At 76.2% G+C, this 4,079-nt stretch carries 4 protein-coding genes and 1 pseudogene; 1 reads left to right on the forward strand and 4 read right to left on the reverse strand.

Features of this window, described 5'->3' with window-relative positions:
• Positions 1-17: 17 nt before the first annotated feature.
• The gene (crcB, locus tag E1258_RS30580) at positions 18-380 is read left to right on the forward strand and encodes a fluoride efflux transporter CrcB (protein WP_132407213.1); all 363 of its coding nucleotides are present in this window, start codon (positions 18-20) and stop codon (positions 378-380) included.
• 63 nt (positions 381-443) lie between these two features.
• Here the strand turns inward: crcB and cobA are convergent, their stop codons facing one another.
• The 4 genes and pseudogenes from cobA to E1258_RS30600 form a co-directional block, all read right to left on the reverse strand.
• A complete protein-coding gene (cobA, locus tag E1258_RS30585) occupies positions 444-2,078 on the reverse strand; it encodes a uroporphyrinogen-III C-methyltransferase (RefSeq protein WP_207919851.1) in 1,635 nt (544 codons plus the stop codon).
• A 68-nt stretch (positions 2,079-2,146) separates the two neighbouring features.
• Positions 2,147-2,740, reverse strand: coding sequence for a precorrin-8X methylmutase (locus E1258_RS30590; RefSeq protein WP_132407217.1), 594 nt, complete (start codon positions 2,738-2,740; stop codon positions 2,147-2,149).
• Positions 2,737-3,834, reverse strand: coding sequence for a HoxN/HupN/NixA family nickel/cobalt transporter (locus E1258_RS30595; RefSeq protein WP_132407219.1), 1,098 nt, complete (start codon positions 3,832-3,834; stop codon positions 2,737-2,739). Before E1258_RS30595 ends, E1258_RS30590 begins: the two co-directional genes overlap by 4 nt.
• A 23-nt stretch (positions 3,835-3,857) precedes the next feature.
• Positions 3,858-4,037, reverse strand: a pseudogene (locus tag E1258_RS30600) (4Fe-4S binding protein); the annotation flags it as partial.
• Positions 4,038-4,079: the final 42 nt, after the last annotated feature.

Consider the following 4,079-nt stretch of genomic DNA (forward strand, 5'->3'; position numbering starts at 1 on the left):
GGCGGGCGGGGGACGCCGTGACGGTCCTGCTGATCGCCCTCGGCGCGGCCGTCGGGGCGCCCCTGCGATATCTCACCGACCGGGCCGTGCAGGCCCGGCATGCCTCGCCGTTCCCATGGGGCACCCTCACCGTCAACGTGCTCGGCTCGCTGGTGCTCGGCGCCCTGGTCGCCGCGCCGGCCGGGCCGGCGGTCGCCGCGCTGCTCGGCACCGGGTTCTGCGGCGCGCTCACCACATACTCCACCTTCGGGTACGAGACGCTGCGCCTGGCCCGCGACGGGTCCCGGCACCTCGCTGCGGCGAACGTGCTGACCAGCGTGGCCGCCGGGCTCGGCGCGGCAACTGTCGGGTACGCGGCGACCCACGCGCTGCTCGGGTGAGCCCGCAGCGGAGGTGAGAAGGGGACCCTTCTCTACCGTATGCGTTAACAGGGGCCCCTCCTTTCACCCGAGCGCGGCGACGGGGCCGACGACGAAGACCGCCGGCGGCCCGACGTCCTCCCGGGTGGCCAGCGCGCCGATCTCGTCGAGCCGGGCGGCCAGCGTCCGCTGCGTCGGGTGCCCCGCGTCCTGGACCGCCAGCACCGGGGTGTCCGGGGCCCGGCCGTGCTCGACCAGCACCGCGGCGATCTTCGCGATCGTGTCGACGGCCATGAGCAGCACGAGGGTGCCCCGGGTCCGGCCCAGCGCCGGCCAGTCCACCAGGGAACCGGGGTGCCCCGGCGGCAGGTGCCCGGACACCACCGTGAACTCGTGCGCGACGCCCCGGTGGGTGAGCGGCACGCCGGCCAGAGCGGGCGCGGCGACGGCGCTGCTCACCCCGGGCACCACGATCGTCTGGACCCCGGCCGCCGCACACGCCTGTACCTCCTCGTGGCCGCGCCCGAAGACGTACGGGTCGCCGCCCTTGAGCCGGACCACCCGCCTGCCGGCGCGGGCGTGCGTGACCAGGATGTCGTTGATGGCGTCCTGCGTCATCGACGGCCCCCGGGGGACCTTCGCCGCATCCACCACCTGCACCCCGGGGCGCAGCCGGGCCAGCAGCCCCTGCGGGGCGAGCCGGTCGGTCACCACCACGTCCGCCGCGTCGAGCAGCGCCTTCCCGCGTACGGTGATCAGGTCGTCGGGGCCGGGCCCGCCGCCGACGACGGCGACCTGCCCCGGGCGCAGCCCCGCGTCGTGGTGGTGGGCGTGGGCATGGCCGTCGTGGTGGTGGTCGTGGTGATGGTGGTGGCCGCCGACCGGGTCGTCGGGGTGGTCGTGCGGGGTCTGCGGCCGGCCCACCTTGTCGGCGAAGCCGGGCAGCGCCACCCGGTACGCGCAGGTGTCGCAGTTCATCCGGATGTCCCCACGCAGCGCCTCGGCGTGCCGTTCGAGGACCAGGTCGGCGAGGGCGTCGCAGTCGCCGATCAGGTCGGCCACCCGCACGTCCAGGTCGGGGTGGGCGGCGGCGAACTCCGCCGACCGGGCCACGATCCGGTCCGGCAGCACCCCGGCGAACAGGAAGTACGGCGCGACGACGATCCGGCGCGCGCCGAGGCGGCGCAGCCGCTCCAGCACCGCCGGCACCGACGGCTCGGCCAGCGAGACGAAGCCCGGTTCGACCCCGGCGTACCCGCGCCCCTCCCACAGCAGCCGGGCCACCTTGGCGACCTCGGCGTTTGCGTCCGGGTCGGTGGAGCCCCGGCCGATCAGCGCCACCCACGTCCCAACCCGGTCGGCGCCGGCCAGCGCGGCGTCGACCCGCTCGGCGAGGGTGTCGTGCAGCAGCGGGTGCGGGCCCAGCGGCCGACCGTAGGCGTATCCGAGGCCGGGGAAGCGCTGCTTCTCCCGGGCCAGCGCGGCCGGGATGTCGCCCTTGCCGTGACCGGCGGCGGCGAGGACGAGGGGCAACGCCACGAGCCGGCGGTGCCCCCGGCCGGCCAGTGCGGCCACCGCGTCGGTCAGCGGCGGACGGGACAGCTCGATGAACCCGCCCTCGACGTCGTCGACCACGCGGCGGCGGCGGATCCGGTCGACCAGGGCGGCGAACTGGGCGACCCCGGCGGCGCTGCGGGTGCCGTGCCCGACGATCAGCAGCGGCGTACGTCCCGTGCCACCCGTCTTGCGCGGGGCACCCGGCGCGACGTCTCCTCCAGGCCGTTGTGTCACGTCTCCTCCAGGTACAGCAGGGCGTTGAGGGCGGCGGCGGCGACAGCGGAGCCGCCCTTCTCGCCGACGTTGGACACGGCGGGCAGGCCGCCGGCGCGCAGCGCCGCCTTGGACTCGGCGGCACCGACGAACCCGACCGGCAGGCCGACGACCAGCGCCGGCCGCACGCCGAGGTCGAGCAGCTCGAACAGCGCGGTGGGCGCGCAGCCGACCACCCACACCGCGCCGGGGCCGACCCGGTCGTACGCCACCCGCACGGCCGCCGCAGAGCGGGTGATCCCCGCCGTGCGGGCCAGCGCGGCCGTGGCCGGATCGGCGATCGGACAGACCAGCTCCGGGCCGGCGCGGGTGATCCCGGCGGCGACCATCGCCACGTCGGTGACCACCGGTGCTCCGGCGCGCAGGGCGGCCAGCCCGCCGGCCAGGGCCGCCTCGTCGCAGACCAGGTCGGTGACGTAGTCGAGGTCGGCGCTGGCGTGCACCACCCGCTCGGTGACGGCCCGGGTCAGCGGCGGCAGGGCGGTCAGGTCCACCCGGGAACGCAGGATCGCGTACGACTGCCGCTCGATCGGGTGCACGACGCGGCTCACCGGCCCGCCTCCCCGGGCACTGCGGCGGCGCCGTAGCGCTCGTCGAAGCGGCGCAGTTTCCACAGCGCGGCGGCGGCGACCCAGGCCAGGACGAACAGCGCCACGACGGTGTAGCCGAGCTGCTCGAAGTGCTCGGCGAGGGCGGCGTACCCGGCCAGGACGGACACCCCGAGGTGGTCGACGAGCAGCCCGGCGAGGTAGACGCTGGCGACGAGCGCGCCGACCAGCACCGTCATGCCGGTGGTGGCCAGGTTGTAGTAGAGCCGGCGGGCCGGGTGCCGGTACGCCCACGAGTACGCCCGGCTCATCAGCAGGCTGTCGGCGGTGTCCATCGCGGACATTCCGGCGGCGAAGAGCAGCGGCAGGGTGAGCAGGGCCAGCACGGGCAGCCCGCCCGCGGCGGCGGCGCTCGCGGACAGGGCGAGCAGGGTCACCTCGCTGGCCGTCTCCAGGCCGAGGCCGAACAGGAACCCGACCGGTGCCATGTGCCACGACGAGCGCACGAGCGACCGCGCCCGGGAGCCCAGCACCCGCTGCACGAGGCCCCGGTTGAGCAGGTGCAGGTCCAGCTCCCGCTCGTCGAGGTCGCCGTGGCGCAGCCGCCGCCACAGCCGGGCCAGGCCGCCCAGTACCACGGCGTTGAGCGCGGCGACCAGGGTCAGGAACAGGGTGGCGGTGACGATCGCGACGGTGGCGCCCACCTCGCGGGCCTGCGCCAGCCCGGGGCCGGCGAGACTGGTCGAGGCGAGCCCGACGATCAGGGCGAGCAGCAGCACCACGGCGCTGTGCCCGAGGGCGAAGAAGAAGCCCACGCCGACGGGACGCCGGCCGCGCAGCAGCATCAGCCGGGTGGTGTCGTCGATCGCCGCGATGTGGTCGGCGTCGAAGGCGTGCCGCACCCCGAGGGCGTACGCGAGGGTGCCGGCGCCGGCCAGCCCGCCGGCCGCCGCCGGCTGACCGTTCCAGTACAGGTAGAGGCTCCAGCCGGCGATGTGCAACACGGCGACGGCGAGCACGATGCCGCCGAGGCGTACCCGCTCGGCGCGGCTCCAGCGGCCCGCCGGGGGTGCGGCGTTGGCCGCGGTCGAACTCATCGGACTCCTCCACAGGGGTTGGTGCCGGTGACGCGGATGGCGTCCACCGGGCAGATCTCCAGGCACTCCAGGCAGCCGGTGCACGCCTGCGCGCGGACCACCAGCCCGCCGGGCGTCGGTCGGATCGCGTGGGTGGGGCAGGTCAGCAGGCAGGCGCCGCACCCCTGGCAGGCCCCGATCGTCACGGCCGCGACCGGCGACACGGCAGCCGTTCCGGGGGCGACGGACGGGGGCGGGGGCTGGGC

Source organism: Micromonospora sp. KC207 (assembly GCF_004348615.1).
Taxonomy (GTDB): Bacteria; Actinomycetota; Actinomycetes; order Mycobacteriales; family Micromonosporaceae; genus Micromonospora.